Consider the following 17,016-nt stretch of genomic DNA (forward strand, 5'->3'; position numbering starts at 1 on the left):
TAAAGTTTTGGCTCAACGAATACTGATATAAATTGACTGTGCCGACTAACCGAAGTTAGTTCGTTTGGTCACTCAGTTCGTTGATAAATCTTTTGTCTATCAATGACGAGCGCCCACACAGATTGCATAGGTCAAATTGTTAAAGAACATTGACTTTAAGAAGTTTTACTTCTCACCGTCAGGGCTGCGAATTTTACGCCGCCAGGCGATGAAGTCAAGAAGAAATTTTGAGATTTTTCAGTGTTGCTTTTAGCACCCTCAAAACACCTTGTTGACTTGCCTCTCGGGGTGATTTTCCCTTCAAAGCGGGCGGCCATTTTACTGATCTACCTCAACGCGTCAAGCGTTTATTTAGACTCAGTTTTTAAGGCCTTCGCCGTACCGGTTTGGATGGGTAATTCCGCGTTGGAAGCCGCTCTCCGTGTCGGTGAGGCGGCATTATAGGGAGGCGAAAAAATCTGGCAAGGGCTTTTTTGCAGTTTTTTGTAGAAAAAACATCACCCGAGCATATTTTGAGCAAAAAGCTCATTTCCACACATTTTACACACACCAAGATCACAAAAAGCTGTGGGTAACTTTTAAAATTAAGCTCAGCCCTTACCGTCATATAAAAGAAAAGAGGCCAAAACGGCCTCTTTCACAGACGTTCTATAAAACACGCTTATTGCACAGCTTTGATTTGCTCATCTTCTACGATGAGTTTCACTGGCAAGCTCGGTTTTACTTCACCACGCAGGATAGACTGCGCCAATGGATTCTCAACGCTTTGCTGAATAGCGCGTTTCAGTGGGCGAGCACCATATACCGGATCAAAGCCAGCATCCGCAATAAGTGTCAGCGCTTCGTCAGTGACTTCCAGTATCAAATCACGTTCAGCCATACGCTTCGCCAAATGCGCCAACTGGATACTGGCAATTGACTTGATATGTTCCTGGCCGAGCGGGTGAAAGACCACTGACTCGTCAACGCGGTTAATGAACTCTGGACGGAAATGCTTACTCACCACATCCATTACCATGGCTTTGATACCACTGTAATCCAGTTCACCGAAGTGCTCCTGGATACGATCAGAACCCAGGTTGGAGGTCATAATGACTACCGCATTACGAAAATCAACAGTGCGTCCCTGTCCATCCGTCAGGCGTCCATCGTCCAGAACCTGCAGCAAGAGGTTAAAGACATCAGGATGCGCCTTCTCTACTTCATCCAACAGGATCACGGAATAAGGACGGCGACGGACAGCTTCGGTCAGGTAACCTCCTTCCTCGTAACCCACATAGCCCGGAGGTGCTCCCACCAGCCTTGCCACTGAATGTTTCTCCATAAACTCAGACATATCGATACGCACCATGGCATCGCTGCTGTCGAAGAGAAACTCTGCCAGTGATTTGCAAAGCTCAGTTTTACCCACCCCGGTTGGGCCAAGGAACAAGAACGAACCAATAGGACGGTTTGGATCGGCCAGACCCGCACGGCTGCGGCGAATAGCATTTGCTACCGAGGTCACCGCTTCTTCTTGTCCTATCACACGGCTGTGAAGCTCATCTTCCATATGAAGCAGCTTTTCTTTTTCACCTTCCAGCATCTTGGCAACAGGAATACCAGTCTGACGAGACAGCACTTCTGCAATCTCAGCATCTGTCACGCGGTTTTTCAGCAGTGTCATTTCCTGCATTTCCGCCTGACTTGCCAGATCGAGCTGTTTCTCAAGCTCTGGGATACGGCCATACTGCAACTCTGACATGCGGTTCAGATCACCGGCACGACGGGCGATTTCCAAATCTGTGCGTGCCTGCTCAAGCGCACTCTTGATATGTTGGGTACCGGAAAGCGCCGCTTTCTCAGCATTCCACACTTCTTCCAGCTCCGCATACTCACGCTCTTTCTCGTCGATTTCGCTTTGCAGGGTTTCCAGACGTTTCTTACTTGCTTCGTCGTTTTCTTTCGCCAGCGCCTGCTGCTCAATCTTGAGCTGAATTAAACGACGCTCGAGGCGATCAAGCTGCTCAGGTTTGGAGTCAATTTGCATACGAATGCTCGACGCCGCCTCATCAATCAGGTCAATGGCTTTATCCGGCAGTTGCCTGTCAGAAATGTAACGATGGGAAAGGCTCGCCGCAGCCACAATCGCCGGGTCTGTAATTTCCACCGCGTGATGAAGCTCATAACGTTCTTTAAGGCCACGCAGGATAGCAACGGTATCTTCAACCGTTGGCTCATCCACCAGCACTTTCTGGAAACGGCGCTCAAGGGCTGCATCTTTCTCTACATACTGGCGATATTCATCCAAGGTGGTCGCACCGACACAGTGAAGCTCGCCACGCGCCAGCGCAGGTTTGAGCATATTACCTGCATCCATCGCACCTTCTGCTTTACCCGCCCCTACCATGGTGTGGATTTCGTCAATAAACAGAATGACGTTGCCTTCTTCTTTTGCCAGTTCATTCAGAACAGACTTCAGACGCTCTTCAAACTCACCGCGGTACTTAGCACCGGCAACCAGTGACCCCATGTCGAGAGAAAGCACTCGCTTGTTGCGCAGCCCTTCCGGCACTTCACCGTTGACGATGCGCTGTGCCAGACCTTCAACAATGGCGGTTTTACCCACACCGGGTTCACCAATGATCACGGGGTTGTTTTTGGTGCGGCGTTGAAGCACTTGTACGGTACGGCGGATTTCTTCATCACGGCCAATCACCGGATCAAGTTTGCCCTGCTCAGCTTTTTCGGTCAGGTCGATGGTGAACTTTTCCAGTGCCTGACGCGCTTCTTCCGCATTGGGATCGTTAATGGCCTGGCCGCCACGTATTTTGTCAATCGCATCTTCCACTTTCTTGGTAGTCAGGCCAAGGCTTCTTAACAGCTCGCCCAGCGCACCTTTTTCTTCAACGGCAGCCAGAATGAATAGCTCAGAAGAAATGTACTTGTCTTTGCGCTTCTGCGACAGCTTGTCACACATGTTGAAAAGCATGCCCATACTGTGAGACAGCTGGACATCACCACCGGTGCCCGTCACTTTTGGCAACCTGTCGAGCATTTCGCTCAGGCTGGAGCGCAATTGGGTCAGATCCACATTCAGGAGCGTCATCAATGGACGGATGGTACTGCTGTCCTGATTGAGAAGAGACACCATCAAGTGAACAGGCTCGATATACTGGTGATCGCGCCCTAACGCCAATGACTGAGCGTCAGAAATGGCTAATTGGAATTTGCTGGTAAATCGGTCAAGGCGCATAGCCTCCCCCTTTAATTACGTCGACAATTGCTTCAAGAATGACTTAACAAAAAAATGGGAGCGGCTATGGCTGATTTCAAGTTGATTGGCGAAAATTTTATCTATGTGGTCAGCCACATTCTGTACTGATCCATATACAGCTGGCTTGACGGCCTGTACGGTTTTCCCTGCGGTAAGAAAAAAATGTTTCCGGCGCTGACACTGTACAATATTCACCCCCATAGATTTGGGTAACGCCAGAGGCCATCAAACGCTGTCTTGCCAGCAAATAGATATCTGCCAGCCAACGATCGTTATGCGGTTTAAACGCCACGACGGCATTGGCATCATGCGCCATAAACTGCTCACGTACCTCACTGCCGACTTCAAAGGCATCCGGTCCAATGGCCGGCCCTAACCAAGCCATCACTTTCCCCGGCTCATCAAACTTACTGAGTGTCTGCTCCAGCACACCATTTACCAAACCACGCCAGCCTGCATGAGCAGCCGCGACCTGCGTACCTTCCTCGTTACAGAAAAGCACAGGCAGGCAATCTGCCGTCATGACAATACAGACCTGACCATGAACATCAGTAAAAGAAGCATCCGCATCCGGAACTGCACCTGAGGGCAAAGGCAGTGTTACCACGTCAGTTCCGTGTACTTGATTAAGCCAGGCTGGCGATGTAGGCATCGACATTGTATCCATAAGTATCTGGCGGTTTGCCGCCACTCGATCCTTGTCATCACCCACATGATCCCCAAGGTTCAAGCTGTCAAAAGGGGCATGACTGACACCTCCCTTCCGGGTAGTGCTCACAGCCTTAATCCATGTCGGCGCCAGCCAGTTTGGCGTAATCCAATCCACGATCAGTAGTCCTCGCCGCCATGCTCCAGCACGTCTGCACGCAACACTTCTGTCAGGTTTACCATGTCATCCGGGATAGGCGCATGCCACTCCATCACTTCTTTAGTAGTAGGATGTTCGATACGTAACATCGCAGCATGAAGCGCCTGACGGTCAAATTGGCGTAAGGTTTGGATTAGCTTATCTCCAGCATTACGCGGCGGACGCGGACGGCCACCGTAGAGTGGATCGCCCACCAGAGGGTGGTTCAGGTATGCCATATGAACACGAATCTGGTGCGTACGGCCAGTTTCCAAGCGCAGGCGCAGGCGGGTGTGGGCACGGAAGTGCTCAACCACACGGTAATGCGTAATAGCAGGTTTACCCAGCTCCTGTACCGCCATGTGGGTGCGTTTTGTTGAATGACGGCCAATCGGCTTTTCAATCATGCCGCCACCGGTCATGTTCCCCAATGCAATAGCTTCGTATTCACGAGTGAATTTCTTGCGCTTTTGCAGCGCACGTACCAGACGTGTTTGCGTTGGAATATTTTTCGCCACCACCATCAAACCTGTGGTGTCTTTATCCAAACGGTGAACAATGCCTGCACGAGGCACTTCCGCAATGTCCGGATAGTGATAAAGCAAGCCATTTAACACGGTGCCGTCAGGGCATCCCGCACCGGGATGAACCACCAAATCACGCGGTTTATTGATCACGATAATATCGTCATCCTCATAAACAATGTTCAATGGGATGTCTTGCGCTTCAAAACGTTGCTCATCTTCAATTTCTGCCTGAACAACGATGACTTCACCGCCCATCATTTTTAAACGCGGCTTGTTGACGATCTCACCATCGACGCTTACTTTGTCGGCCAGAATCCATTCTTTGATGCGTGATCGAGAATAATCTGGAAATAACTCAGCCAGTGCCTGATCCAGACGCTGACCCAGTTGATTCTCATTTACTGTGCTGTTTAACTCTAACTGCTGTGCCATAACGAACTTTTTGATTCTCAATGAGACTAATACCACAGGGTATTGAATAAAGCCCTTGGGATTGGTCACGTTAACCAGTTGGTATTATATTTGGTCGATGGGTAGAATAGCCCATAATCGCGCCATTGTAGCTTTTTGCAGCTGACTCCGTAATGGCAAAGGCTGAAAATATTCTTTCAAGGAAGCACCCTTAGTAATGAAACGTCTTACTTTATCCTCTCTACTTGTCATTTCCTTGCTGGCAGGATGTGCCGGCAAGGAAGAGATCGTTCCTGATATCCCGCCGTCTGAACTGTATCAGGAAGCGCAGGTTTCCCTGAATGAAGGCAACTGGAACACCGCAATCCAAAAACTTGAAGCATTGGACTCCCGTTATCCGTTTGGCGCCTATTCAGAACAAGTTCAGCTAGACCTCATTTATGCCTATTACAAAAATGATGATCTGGCACTGGGTGAAGCGACGATTGACCGCTTTATACGCATGAATCCTGGTCATCCTGAAATGGACTGGGTGTTATACATGCGCGGCCTGACTAACATGGCGCAAGACAGAAGCCTCGTCCATGACTTGCTCAGTATGGAGCGAGAAGACCGCGATCCTGAACCGGTTCGCCGTGCCTTCGTCGACTTTCGCCGTCTACTCGATAGATACCCGGATAGTGACTACGCCGCGGATGCTGCAAAGCGTTTGGTGGCCCTGAAAAACCGTTTGGCAGATTATGAACTAGCGACAGCAGATTTCTATGTGCGCCGTGAGGCTTGGGTCGCCGTCATCAACCGCTGCCAACAAATCCAGCGTGATTTCCCGGATACTAACGCAGCGAAACGATCATTGCCGATGATGTTGAAAGCCTATGAAGCGCTGAAATTGGAAGAGCCCGCACAACGCATCCGTGAGTTGATGAAGCTAAACAGCGTTGATGCGTAAAAAATCCTTTTGAGCGGAAAAAGAAAAAGCAGCCATTGGCTGCTTTTGGGTTTTTAGGGTGTGAGATTATTTCCTGTCCGGGTGATTTTGTGAACTGCTGCATTCTTCACCAACACCATTTCTGGCACGAACAGTGCCCCTAACGTCCAATGTTCGCTAGCGACCTTAACCTCCACATCTTGCAATATTTATCAGCGAAGATTCAAGCACTTTCCAGATATTTAAAATCGAAGTTAAACACAGGATCACAATTCATTCGACCGCTAAAAACTCGCAGCATAAAAGTGATGATGATCACATTATTTCCTCGCCAGAAACGTAATCTGAAAGTGAGCCCAGCAAAGGGCAAGCAAAAGAGGAAACCCTTATGAGAGTAGAAATTACTGGTAAAAATATCGACATCACTGCAGCCATTCGCGATCGCATTACTGCTCGGTTTGAAAAGCTGGAGAAATGGCAAGTCGCTCTCATTAATCCTCATGCTGTGATCAGTGAAGAACCCGGCAATAAGTTTAAAATCGAAGCAGACGTGTCTGTACCCGGTGCGAAACTGATTGCCTCCGCAGAGCATGAAGACATGTATGCCGCCATCAATGAAGTGGGCCAGAAACTGGAGAAACAGCTGAATAAACAGGTTCACAAAGGCGAAGCGCGCCGTGCAAGTCACGCAGAGGTGGAAGTGCCGGAGGAGGAATCTGAAGCACTTTAATCACGCCAGAAGATTAAATCAGTCAGCCCCGCTCCGTGCGGGGCTGATTCGTCTTGACATGACAACACCGTGACAATATGGTTGAACAATAATCGAACCAACAAGATACTATATTGATGACGCTTAACCGCTTCACTTTCCCCCGTTTCTTTTTCCATTTCTGATAAGGTGGGGCGTAAGGGCATACATTGATAATGAAAGATTCCCGAGAAGCCTCCCTCACGTAGGGAGGCTTTTTTTCAGGGTCAGTCACCAGACTCCCGGGCGCTAAATAGAATAAGCAGGAACAAGGAATGAGCAAACCAACACTGTCACTGGACGAAATAAGGACTAACGTCAGCCGCATTGACCAGGAACTGCTGTCGCTGTTAGCCGAGCGGCGCAAACTCAGCCTCGAAGTAGCCAAGAGTAAAATCCAGACACAAAAACCGGTTCGTGATATCGAGCGTGAGCAAGCACTTTTGGAAAGGCTGGTTGCAGATGGTAAAAGCCATGATTTAGATCCTCAATACGTAACCAAAATATTCCATACCATCATTGAAGATTCTGTACTGTACCAACAGGCATTCCTTCAACGCTTGGCAAACCCAGAAAATGAACAGCCTCTTGCGCGTGTCTCATTTCTTGGCGGGAAAGGGTCATACTCCAACCTTGCTGCCCGCAACTTCTTTGCCCGCAAGCACACCAAACTGGCTGAGATCCAGTGCCAGAGTTTTAAGGACGTGCTGGAGATGGTGGAAACCGGGAATGCCGATTACGGTGTACTTCCGATTGAAAACACCAGTTCGGGCTCGATCAATGATGTGTACGATCAGCTCCAACATACACGCTTGTCGATTGTTGGCGAAATTACCCAGCCGATCGAGCATTGCCTGCTGACCGCGGTAGACACAGAGATTGATAAAATTGATGTGCTTTACTCGCACCCCCAGCCGCACCAGCAATGCAGCGAGTTTGTGCGATCGTTAGGTGACATCAAGCAGGAATATTGCTCGAGCACAGCGGAAGCGATGAAAGAAGTTGCCGCCATTGCCAAACCCAATGTGGCCGCAATCGGTAATGCTTCCAGTGGTGAATTGTATGGTCTGAAGCCCCTGAAGTTCGGTATCGCCAACCAGCAGGAAAACCACACGCGTTTTATCGTGGTTGCCAGAAAACCGGTGGAAGTGACCGCCCTTATCCCGGCCAAAACCACCTTTATTATGTCAACCGGCCAAACTGCAGGTTCATTGGTGGAATGCTTGCTGGTACTTCGAAACCACGGTATCAACATGACCAAACTGGAATCCCGCCCCGTGCTGGGGAACCCATGGGAAGAAATGTTCTACGTGGATGTCGAAGGCAACATGCGCACTGATGTGATGAAAAATGCGCTGGAAGAGCTCACCAAGATCACCCGTTATATCAAGGTGCTCGGCTCCTACCCGATAGAAAATGTCGCCCCGACAGAAATCGATGTTTAAAGGCATTCGACACCAGAAACGGAGAAGGAGCCAATTCGGCTCCTTCTCTTTTGTCAGAATGATTACCCACGATGAGCGGTGTCGTTTGCCTGACGCAGCAGATTCTGACTCTCTTTCATAAAGCGTGGTGCAAAATCACCAAACCAGTTTTCCACCTGGTTGAACGCCGTGATAAACCCCTCTTTATCCTGTTTATCCAGTAAGTTAATAGCTTCACCAAAGCGCGCATGAAAGCGTTTGATCATGTCGATATTCTGGGTTGATGACATGATGATGTCACCATAAAGCTGTGCATCCTGTGCGAATAACCTACCCACCATTGCCAATTCCAGACGGTAAATGGGCGAACTGAGTGCGGTCAGCTGCTCCAGATTGGCATTTTCCTCTGCCAGATGAAGACCATAAACAAAGGAAGTGAAGTGGCGTAGCGCCTGAATCAGCGTCATGCCCTGATCGTGCTCAATCGCACTGATACGATGCAGGCTCGCCCCCCAGATGCGGAACTGCTCCAACAGCCACTGATAGGCTTCCGGGTTACGGCCATCACAATAGACAATCACCTGTTTAGCAAGGCTGGAAATATCCGGGCCAAACATGGGATGCAATCCCACAACCGGACCTTTATGAGATTCCAGCATCGCTTGCAGAGGCTCGCTTTTAATCGATGTAAGATCAGCCAGCAGACAGTCATCCGGCAATTTACTCAAAGAGCGGATCACGCTATCGGTTTTGTTGATAGGCACCGTGATCACCACCATGCCAGCATCGCTCAGCATTTCATCGGCTTTATGCCAATCCTGCGATCCCAGTACTTTGACGTTATAGCCCGAGAGACGGAACAGCTTACAGAACACTTGCCCCAGCTGACCATTACCACCTACCACCACGATAGAGCGTAGATCAGGGTTCAGGCATTTAAAGCCAGAATCATTTTCGCTGGCATAAGACTCACGCATGGTCCGACGCAAAATATCTTCAATCAGATCCGGTGGAACGCCTTTAGATGCGGCTTCTTCACGGCGGGAAGCCAACATCGCTGCCTCCCGGTCAGGTGCATAAATCGGTAAACCGTGTTTGCTTTTCACCTCGCCCACTTCCGCCACCAGAGCCAAGCGGCGGGCAAGCAATTCGACCATCTGCTTATCGACGTCGTCAATCTGGTCCCGAAGATGGGTCAACTCTGCAACCATGAGGCTTAGTTTCCTTTTAAACGCTGTTCCAGGAAAGGGGTCAGTTCATCATGGGCGCGGCGCAACAGATTTTCCGTATCCTGCCAACCAATACACGCATCTGTGATTGACACCCCGTAGGCCATCTCTTCTCTCGGCAAATCAGCCGACTGATTCCCTTCGTTGATATTACTTTCAATCATCAAACCAATAATAGAGCGATTCCCTTCACGGATTTGATGGAAAACATCCTCGGCGACAAGCGGCTGACGACGGAAATCTTTTCGAGAGTTGGCATGGCTGCAGTCTACCATCAGTGACGCCTCAAGCCCTGCTTCTTTCATCTCATTTTCACATTCGACGACGGAGACAGAATCATAATTCGTCTGCTTACCGCCACGCAGGATCACATGACCATCGGGATTTCCCTGTGTGGTGAGCAATGCGACCTGGCCTTCTTTGTTTATACCCATAAAACGGTGGCCAGATGCAGCGGCCTTCATCGCATTGATTGCCGTGGACAAACTACCATCTGTGCCATTTTTAAAACCAATTGGCATAGACAGGCCACTTGCCATCTCACGGTGGGTTTGAGATTCCGTAGTACGCGCACCAATCGCCGCCCAGCTGAACAAATCGCCAATATACTGGGGACTGATAGGATCCAAGGCTTCCGTCGCCAATGGCAACCCCATGTCCGCCAGAGTGATCAACAGTTCGCGCGCTTTGTGTAGGCCGGCTTCAACATCAAAGGATCCATCCAGGTTTGGATCGTTAATCAAACCTTTCCAGCCAACGGTTGTACGCGGCTTTTCAAAGTACACACGCATCACGATATAAATTTGATCATTTAAAAGGTCAGCAAGCACTTTGAGTTTTTTAGCATATTCAATCGCCGCGTCGGTGTCGTGAATCGAGCATGGTCCACACACCACCAACAGGCGGTGATCTTTCTTATGGATAATGTCTGCGATCTCCTGACGAGCCCTGGAAATAAAGGCCAACGTCTCCTTCTTAACAGGCAGCTTCTTACGTAACTGCTCCGGTGTGATCAGAACAGTTTCGTCCTGAATGTGAATATTAGTGAGCAGATCTCTTTCCATGACAAATTTCCTCTACAATATTTTTCGCACGTAAAATGGTTATTTATCGTGCAACTGCCCATACAATAACAACCTCAAAGCTGATTGCAAGAACATGTAAAGAAAAATCAACATTGTAAATTATTTATTACACTCAAAGACAAAGAGCCAAAATAAGTCTAGATATAAGAGTTTATTACACCGTTCTATGGAAAGAAATATGTAAAGTAAAGTATACGAAATCAGATTTGCCGGTCTTCTATGATGCCTCTCTATTTTACGATCCAAGCTTAGAGGGTCTAGAACCACCCGGTTCACCAACGACCGGCTAATCGCTGTTTTATACCAACCATTCAGTACCTGTTGGTACTCTGTCCACCGTCAAAGAGACTCAGTATGCTTCAGCCCTCTCAGTTTCAAAGATAACGCCACAAACACAGCGCCAAACACAAAGGCATAGGTAGCAATCACCCAGATTATTGCCACCGCGCCAGCAGCCGGGTTAGCCATCAAAAATCCCCCAAACACAATGGAAAAGATGCCACCCAGAATAAGTAGCCACTCCCCAGCGATCTCTTTGCGAAGACGGAGCGCAGCAATAATTTCCAACACGCCTTTGGTAATTGCCCAGATAGCGATATAAAACAGCAATGCGATCGCTGTGATCCCGGGCATGGTGAATGTCAGGATACCGGCAACAACACTCACCACACCCCAGAGCAAAAGGAGTATCCAGTTTTCACGATCTTTTCGCTCAATGAGAGCAGTCCAGCTCTGAAGTAAGCCATCAGCCAGGACAAAGATCCCAAAGACCAAGACCAGTGTTTCTATCGACGCTACCGTTGGCAGGGTCCAAAGCATCAAGCCAAAAATGATGGAAATAATGCCCCTTAGCAGTAATACCCACCAATGGCGGATAAGCGCACCAGCCAGTTGTTTATGCAATGTTTCAGATGATTCCATAGCCACTCTCCTCTATCGTTTTGTTCAATGAAATACCGCGTAGTGAAGTCATTGATATGCAAAGAGTGAAGCGTGACTTGGCGGGAAACGGTGTCCTAAGTTTGAAACCGGGGATGAAATGCTGAATTTATGGAAGCAAACGCATACTAAGAAATTGAGAAATGGCGGGAAAGTTACCCGCCATCATGACGGTTAGCCAAGAAGCTGGGCATGTATTTCTGCCCATGAGGTTGCAACAAACGTCGGCTCGATATCTTCAGGTAAAGGTTTGCCATCAACATTTAGCCAGCAGGTATCAATACCCGCGTTGATACCCCCGCGGATATCAGAGTCAGCATTGTCACCCACCATCAGGATACGCGCTTTGTCAGGGTATTCCATCAACTGGAAAGCATGCTCGAAAATCGCCACATCCGGCTTTGCCACCCCGACTTCCTCTGAAATCACCACCCACTCGAAATATTCACGCAGGCCGGTTTTTTCAAGGCGGATTTGTTGGAGCTGTACAAAACCATTGGTGATAATGCCAAGCTTTGCCTTTTGTGCCAGCAGAGGCAGGATCTCGCGCACTCCCTCTAATGGCTGACAGACATCCGCCATCGCCTTCAGGAAACGGCGGTTAAGTTCAGCCGGTGCGATATCCAACCGGTTTGCCCACACCATAAACCTTTCTTCCTGAAGTTGTTTCGCGGTGATTTCACCATTCTGGTATTTCACCCAAAGTGGCTTATTCACAGCTTCATACTCCGCAAAATCCTGCTCGGTAAAATCCACGTCCAGTTCGTTGAACATAGTTTTGAGGCCCGCGAGGGCATCAAAGGAAAACAAGGTTTCATCAGCGTCAAATAAAATCCAATCGTACTGCACGTTATCTCTCCTGTGTAACGCTGACATTATTGCATGCACCCTCTTGTTTAAAAAAGAAAAAGCCCACCTTTACAGGCGGGCTTTCTGTCCCTTTCGGGAGATAAACGCCGGAGCGATTATTTCTTAGCCAGACGCTCTTTGATACGAGCTGCCTTACCAGAACGCTCACGCAGGTAGTACAGTTTGGCACGACGTACTGCACCGCGGCGTTTAACAGTAATGCTGTCAACAACTGGTGAGTGAGTTTGGAATACACGCTCAACGCCTTCACCGTTTGATACTTTACGTACGGTGAATGCAGAATGTAGACCACGGTTACGTTTTGCGATTACAACACCTTCATAGGCCTGCAGACGCGTACGTTCACCTTCTTTTACTTTAACCTGAACAACAACAGTGTCACCCACTTTGAATTCAGGAACGTCTTTCTTTAGTTGCTCTTCTTCGAGCGCTTTGATGATGTTACTCATTTTCTATACCCTAGAATAAACTGATACTAAATATCTTTAGGTACTTGACTGTGTTCATTGATGAACTCAGCAAGCAGTAATTCCTGTTCGTCAGTCAGAGCTAGGTTTTCCAGGAGCTCTGGTCTTCTGAGCCAGGTACGGCCCAGCGATTGTTTCAATCGCCAGCGGCGAATGACCTTATGATTTCCGGACTTCAGTACCGAAGGCACCTCTAATCCGTCCAACACCTCAGGACGCGTGTAGTGGGGACAATCTAACAAACCATTGGCGAAAGAATCTTCTTCCGCCGACGCCAAGTCTCCGAGGACACCCGGCACAAACCGGGCAACCGCGTCAACCAAAGTCATGGCTGGCAGTTCACCACCACTGAGCACAAAATCCCCGATAGACCATTCTTCATCGACTTCGGTTTGTATAATGCGCTCATCTACCCCTTCGTAGCGTCCACAGATAAGAATCAGCTTCTCGTTCTGCGCCAGCTCCTCAACCCCAGCTTGGTCAAGCTTTCGGCCTTGAGGTGAAAGGTAAATCACTTTCGCCTTGCCATCAGCGGCTTTCTTGGCAGAATGAATGGCATCGCGCAAAGGCTGTACCATCATCAACATGCCCGGGCCTCCACCATATGGGCGGTCATCAACCGTCCGGTGTTTGTCGTGGGTAAAATCGCGGGGATTCCACGTTTCTACCTCGAGCAGGCCTTTTTTTACCGCCTGGCCAGTTACCCCAAATTCAGTAACAGCACGGAACATTTCAGGAAAAAGGCTGATAATACCAACCCACATTTTTCCGCTCCTATTGCTTTACATGTTACTGGGGGAATTAAAATCCAGGATCCCAGTCAACTTCGATCCGTTGAGCAGAGCGATCAATCGACTTGATGACTTGCCCATCGAGGAACGGTATTAAACGTTCCTTCTGGCCAAAAGCATCTTTAGGGTTCGCTTGAACCACCAACACATCGTTAGAGCCGGTTTCCAGAATATCTGTGACTTTACCAAGGTTATACCCTTTGGTGGTCGCCACTTCCATTCCGTAGAGCTCACGCCAGTAGAATTCTTCATCTGACAGCTCAGGCAATACTTCTGCGTTGATCGCGATTTCGGCATTGGTCAGTGCCTGGGCGTCTTCACGCTGATCCAGACCTTTCAATTTACCGACATACCCCTGATTGTGACGTTTCCAGTCTTCAAGACTGAATTCCTGCCACTCGCCACGCACTTTGATAAACCAAGGTGAGTAGCTAAAGATGTTTTCAGCGTTTTCAGTGTAAGAAAAAACTTTGAGCCAGCCACGGATGCCATAAGAAGCACCTAGCTTGCCTACTACAACCTTTTCTTGCTCACTCATGTCTTTTTCTTTCAACCCTGACACTGATCAATTAAGCCGCTTTAGCCGCGTCTTTGATCAGCTTAGCTACGCGGTCAGAAACAGCTGCACCTTCGCCAACCCAGTGGTTAACGCGGTCCAGGTCCAGGCGCAGTTTTTCTTCTTGACCCTGTGCAACTGGGTTGAAGAAGCCTACTTTTTCGATGAAGCGACCGTCGCGCGCTTGGCGGCTGTCTGCAACAACGATTTGATAGAATGGACGCTTTTTAGCGCCGTGACGTGCCAAACGAATGGTTACCATATCGTCCTCTTTGCATTACTAAATTAAATTGGCCCCGCGCTAATACGGGGCCTCGTGCCAAAATAAAGCTCCGGAATTTTACGCTTTCTGTGATCGAATGCAACTGCTTTAGCTAAAAAAGCACCAGCAGTGTCTGTACTTCAATCACTTAGCGATTCCGTCGCTTTATTGATTAATGGCCGGCCTTTCCTGACCCGCCAATTCTTGGGTTATCCAAGGGGGTTAGCGTGGGAACATGCCACCGCCGCCCATCATGCTTTTCATATTGCGCATCATGTTCTTCATGCCACCCTTTTGCATCTTCTTCATCATTTTCTGCATCTGGGTAAACTGTTTGAGCAGGCGGTTAACATCCTGAACCTGGGTACCGGAACCGGCAGCAATACGTTTTTTACGTGAGCCTTTGATGAGATCAGGACGCGCACGTTCTTTTGGGGTCATGGAGTTTATGATGGCTTCCATCTGGACAAAGATTTTATCGTCTACCTGGTTTTTTACATCATCAGACAGGTTTGACATCCCCGGCAACTTGTCCAGCATGCCCATCATGCCACCCATGTTCTTCATCTGCTGAAGCTGGTCACGGAAGTCCTGCAGGTCGAACCCTTTCTTTTCTTTAAACTTCTTCGCCAGTTGCTCAGCTTTGTCTTTATCGACGTTACGCTCGAGCTCTTCAATCAGCGACAGCACATCCCCCATACCGAGGATGCGGCTGGCAACGCGGTCTGGGTGGAAAGGTTCCAGCGCGTCAGTTTTCTCACCCACACCCAGAAACTTGATAGGTTTACCGGTGATGTGGCGAACAGACAACGCCGCACCACCACGCGCATCGCCATCCACCTTGGTCAGTACCACACCGGTCAGCGGCAGGGCATCGTTAAACGCTTTTGCCGTGTTCGCCGCATCCTGACCTGTCATTGCATCAACAACAAACAGGGTTTCCACCGGCTTGATGGCGGCATGGATGTCTTTGATCTCATCCATCATCTCTTCGTCAATGTGCAGGCGGCCTGCGGTATCGACGATAACGACGTCATAGAATTTCAGTTTGCCATGATCAAGTGCCGCTTTCGCGATCTCTACCGGCTTCTGATCCGGTGTTGATGGGAAGAAATCGATGCCAACATCACCTGCCAGGGTTTCCAGTTGTTTGATTGCCGCAGGACGATAAACGTCAGCAGAGACCACCAGCACTTTCTTCTTATGGCGCTCTTTGAGCATCTTACCCAGCTTACCAACACTGGTGGTTTTACCCGCACCTTGCAAACCCGCCATCAGCACTACCGCCGGTGGCTGTGTGGCCAGATTCAGCTCTGCGTTGGATGCCCCCATCACCGCTTCCAGCTCAGACTGGACAATCTTGATGAACTCCTGACCGGGCGTCAGGCTTTTTGAGACTTCCAAGCCCACGGCACTTTCTTTTACTTTCTTCACGAAGTCTCGCACTACCGGTAACGCAACATCGGCTTCCAACAGTGCCATGCGCACTTCGCGCAGGGTCTCTTTTATATTGTCTTCAGTGAGGCGACCACGACCGCTGATGTTCTTCAACGTACGGGATAGACGATCTGTTAAGTTTTCAAACATGTCTTACTCGCTTATCTACGCGACAGTACCACGTGACCAAACCCTGTCAGGTGGCAATAAACAAAAATTGACGCGATTATATCTCATTATTGCTCTTGCTTACATGCTGGCATCACCGATAGTTTTAAAAGGATAGCAGGGGTTTTTGGCGGTATTTGCAATGGATAAGACAGGTTTACATCCTAAAGATCGGCGCGCGTTGATAGCGGCTCTCAATTGCACAGGGTATACTGAAGGCTTTCTTTTTGACGCGATGTTGTTGAAAGGCACATGGATATATTCTTAGCACTTACTGCTGCCCTGCTGTACTTTGCAGCACTTATGCAAATTATTCCCGGCTTGTCCGGCCCAAACCAGATCCCGGCGCGCAACGTCTTTTTGAGTGCTGCCGGCGCGTTGGCGCTTCATGTCTATCTATTATCTGATCTGATCTTTGCCGGGAGTGGGCAAAACCTCAGCATTCTCAATGTTGCCTCGCTGATCAGCTTTATTGTTGCGATCATCACGACCGGTTTAATGTTCAAAATGCGTATCTGGGTGCTTCTGCCTGTGGTCTATAGTTTTTCGGCCATTAATCTAACAGCAGCCACCGTGCTTCCCGGCGCCTTTATTACCCACCTGGAAGCGCAGCCAGAAGTACTGGTTCACATCTCGCTGGCGCTGTTCTCTTATTCCACGCTGATGATTGCCACCCTGTACGCCATTCAGCTGGCCTGGCTTGACCATCAACTCAAACACAAAAAGAAACGGGTGATGAACCCAAACCTGCCACCATTAATGGCCGTAGAACGGCAACTGTTCAATATCATCCTTATCGGAGAGATCCTGCTGACCCTCACCCTGTTGACTGGCCTTGTCTTTGTTCAGGATATGATTGCTCAAGGCAAAGCGCACAAGGCATTGCTCTCGGCCATGGCTTGGGTAGTGTATGGCGTGCTGCTTTGGGGCCATTATCAATCAGGCTGGCGGGGACGCCGCGTCATTTGGATCAGCATTGTGGGCGCATTCTTGCTCACCCTTGCTTATTTTGGCAGCCGGTTTGTGCGTGAGATCATCATCGCCGCGTGACAACCATGTTGTATTTTTAGC

At 49.1% G+C, this 17,016-nt stretch carries 16 protein-coding genes; 4 read left to right on the forward strand and 12 right to left on the reverse strand.

Features of this window, described 5'->3' with window-relative positions:
- Positions 1-661: 661 nt before the first annotated feature.
- The 3 genes from clpB to rluD form a co-directional block, all read right to left on the reverse strand.
- A complete protein-coding gene (gene clpB / locus VHA_RS03260; RefSeq protein WP_005501803.1) occupies positions 662-3,235 on the reverse strand; it encodes an ATP-dependent chaperone ClpB in 2,574 nt (857 codons plus the stop codon).
- Between the two features lie 109 nt (positions 3,236-3,344).
- Positions 3,345-4,082 carry a peptidoglycan editing factor PgeF gene (gene pgeF / locus VHA_RS03265; RefSeq protein WP_040528136.1) on the reverse strand — a complete coding sequence of 246 codons (738 nt, stop codon included), beginning with the start codon at positions 4,080-4,082 and terminating at the stop codon, positions 3,345-3,347.
- A 2-nt stretch (positions 4,083-4,084) separates the two neighbouring features.
- Positions 4,085-5,062, reverse strand: coding sequence for a 23S rRNA pseudouridine(1911/1915/1917) synthase RluD (gene rluD / locus VHA_RS03270; protein WP_005501807.1), 978 nt, complete (start codon positions 5,060-5,062; stop codon positions 4,085-4,087).
- A 196-nt stretch (positions 5,063-5,258) separates the two neighbouring features.
- Here rluD and bamD point away from each other — a divergent pair, with 196 nt between their 5' ends.
- The 3 genes from bamD (at position 5,259) to pheA (ending at position 8,162) form a co-directional block, all read left to right on the forward strand.
- Positions 5,259-5,990 (forward strand): outer membrane protein assembly factor BamD, encoded by a 732-nt coding sequence (bamD, locus tag VHA_RS03275; RefSeq protein ID WP_005501808.1) that lies wholly within the window; start codon positions 5,259-5,261, stop codon positions 5,988-5,990.
- A gap of 367 nt (positions 5,991-6,357) precedes the next feature.
- Positions 6,358-6,699: a ribosome hibernation-promoting factor, HPF/YfiA family gene (gene hpf / locus VHA_RS03280; RefSeq protein WP_005501810.1), complete on the forward strand. Its 342-nt coding sequence runs from the start codon at positions 6,358-6,360 to the stop codon at positions 6,697-6,699.
- A 293-nt stretch (positions 6,700-6,992) separates the two neighbouring features.
- Positions 6,993-8,162: a prephenate dehydratase gene (pheA, locus tag VHA_RS03290; protein WP_005501812.1), complete on the forward strand. Its 1,170-nt coding sequence runs from the start codon at positions 6,993-6,995 to the stop codon at positions 8,160-8,162.
- A 62-nt stretch (positions 8,163-8,224) separates the two neighbouring features.
- Here pheA and tyrA read toward each other — a convergent pair whose 3' ends face one another.
- The 9 genes from tyrA to ffh form a co-directional block, all read right to left on the reverse strand.
- Positions 8,225-9,352, reverse strand: a complete 1,128-nt coding sequence (gene tyrA, locus VHA_RS03295) for a bifunctional chorismate mutase/prephenate dehydrogenase (RefSeq protein WP_005501814.1) — start codon at positions 9,350-9,352, stop codon at positions 8,225-8,227.
- 5 nt (positions 9,353-9,357) lie between these two features.
- On the reverse strand, positions 9,358-10,434 hold the full coding sequence (locus tag VHA_RS03300; protein WP_005501815.1) for a 3-deoxy-7-phosphoheptulonate synthase: 1,077 nt from the start codon (positions 10,432-10,434) through the stop codon (positions 9,358-9,360).
- Between the two features lie 360 nt (positions 10,435-10,794).
- The gene (locus VHA_RS03305; protein WP_005501816.1) at positions 10,795-11,376 is read right to left on the reverse strand and encodes an HdeD family acid-resistance protein; all 582 of its coding nucleotides are present in this window, start codon (positions 11,374-11,376) and stop codon (positions 10,795-10,797) included.
- Between the two features lie 192 nt (positions 11,377-11,568).
- A complete protein-coding gene (gene yjjG, locus VHA_RS03310) occupies positions 11,569-12,243 on the reverse strand; it encodes a pyrimidine 5'-nucleotidase (protein WP_005501821.1) in 675 nt (224 codons plus the stop codon).
- 116 nt (positions 12,244-12,359) lie between these two features.
- Positions 12,360-12,713, reverse strand: coding sequence for a 50S ribosomal protein L19 (rplS, locus tag VHA_RS03315; protein ID WP_005501822.1), 354 nt, complete (start codon positions 12,711-12,713; stop codon positions 12,360-12,362).
- A gap of 26 nt (positions 12,714-12,739) precedes the next feature.
- Positions 12,740-13,495: a tRNA (guanosine(37)-N1)-methyltransferase TrmD gene (gene trmD / locus VHA_RS03320; RefSeq protein ID WP_005501823.1), complete on the reverse strand. Its 756-nt coding sequence runs from the start codon at positions 13,493-13,495 to the stop codon at positions 12,740-12,742.
- 37 nt (positions 13,496-13,532) lie between these two features.
- Positions 13,533-14,060 carry a ribosome maturation factor RimM gene (gene rimM, locus VHA_RS03325; RefSeq protein ID WP_040528141.1) on the reverse strand — a complete coding sequence of 176 codons (528 nt, stop codon included), beginning with the start codon at positions 14,058-14,060 and terminating at the stop codon, positions 13,533-13,535.
- A 31-nt stretch (positions 14,061-14,091) separates the two neighbouring features.
- On the reverse strand, positions 14,092-14,340 hold the full coding sequence (rpsP, locus tag VHA_RS03330) for a 30S ribosomal protein S16 (protein WP_002540065.1): 249 nt from the start codon (positions 14,338-14,340) through the stop codon (positions 14,092-14,094).
- Positions 14,341-14,562: 222 nt separating this feature from the next.
- Complete coding sequence (ffh, locus tag VHA_RS03335) at positions 14,563-15,927, reverse strand: signal recognition particle protein (protein ID WP_005501828.1); 1,365 nt, start codon at positions 15,925-15,927, stop codon at positions 14,563-14,565.
- A 270-nt stretch (positions 15,928-16,197) separates the two neighbouring features.
- Between ffh and VHA_RS03340 the strand changes: the two genes are divergently transcribed.
- A complete protein-coding gene (locus VHA_RS03340) occupies positions 16,198-16,995 on the forward strand; it encodes a cytochrome C assembly family protein (RefSeq protein WP_005501830.1) in 798 nt (265 codons plus the stop codon).
- Positions 16,996-17,016: the final 21 nt, after the last annotated feature.

It is taken from the genome of Grimontia hollisae CIP 101886 (genome assembly GCF_000176515.1).
GTDB lineage: Bacteria > Pseudomonadota > Gammaproteobacteria > Enterobacterales > Vibrionaceae > Enterovibrio > Enterovibrio hollisae.